This is a genomic window from Lysobacter sp. TAB13 (genome assembly GCF_052113885.1).
Classification (GTDB): Bacteria; Pseudomonadota; Gammaproteobacteria; order Xanthomonadales; family Xanthomonadaceae; genus Lysobacter; species Lysobacter gummosus.
Genome location: NZ_JBFRDR010000083.1, coordinates 1 through 643, shown reverse-complemented (window position 1 = coordinate 643; position 643 = coordinate 1). Strand labels below are relative to the sequence as shown.

The window sequence follows — 643 nt, the reverse complement described above, 5'->3', positions numbered from 1 at the left end:
CCGCTAACCCGCAGTGCCGCCGTGCCATGTCAGCATAATCTGGAAACCAGACGGAAGGAGTGCCCGGGAACGTCCGGTTTCCGGGGAATGACGGATACCCGCTTCCGGTCGGCAGCAGCGCCTTGTACCGGGGCCAGAGAGGCGCTCACCGCCTGGTTCAGAACGAGAGACGCCATACTGGCGACTGGCTCCTAGCTTGCTGTCTGAAAGGAATTTCCTTACAGTAAGGAGCTTCCTTACAGGAGTTCCGCATGATCACGAGCAAGCTGACATCAAAGGCGCAGACGACGATTCCGCAGCCCATCCGGGCCGCGTTGCATCTGCGCGAGGGCGACGAGATTGCCTATAGCATCGAGGGCGACGCGGTGGTGATCCGCAAGGCACCGGCAGCAGCCCCGGCCGAAGACCCGTTTGGCACATTCAGCGAGTGGGATAGCGAAGCCGACCGGAGAGCCTATGCCAAACTCTGAGTTCAGCCAGGGCGATGTTATCCGTGTGCCGTTCCCCTATACCGACCGCAACACCCGCCAGCATCGGCCGGCGCTTGTCGTCAGCCATGGCGGCGTAGGGGAGGGCGAAGGCCTGTTGTGGGTGGTCATGATCACCAGCGCCGAGAATCGGTCATGGCCGGGAGACGTGTCGC

The 643-nt window shown here is 62.4% G+C and carries 2 protein-coding genes; both read left to right on the top strand.

The annotated features are described in order from the left end of the window. Positions 1-251 precede the first annotated feature (251 nt). Positions 252-470: a type II toxin-antitoxin system PrlF family antitoxin gene (locus tag AB4Y92_RS25225; RefSeq protein ID WP_113518990.1), complete on the top strand. Its 219-nt coding sequence runs from the start codon at positions 252-254 to the stop codon at positions 468-470. Then, a partial coding sequence (locus AB4Y92_RS25220) for a type II toxin-antitoxin system PemK/MazF family toxin (protein ID WP_441822107.1) occupies positions 457-643 on the top strand: 187 nt, incomplete at its 3' end. The genes AB4Y92_RS25225 and AB4Y92_RS25220, both read left to right, overlap by 14 nt.

Excerpts from the sequence above, each read along its gene's own strand:
- AB4Y92_RS25225 (WP_113518990.1), top strand. The coding sequence starts at position 252 with ATGATCACGAGCAAGCTGACATCAAAGGCGCAGACGACGATTCCGCAG.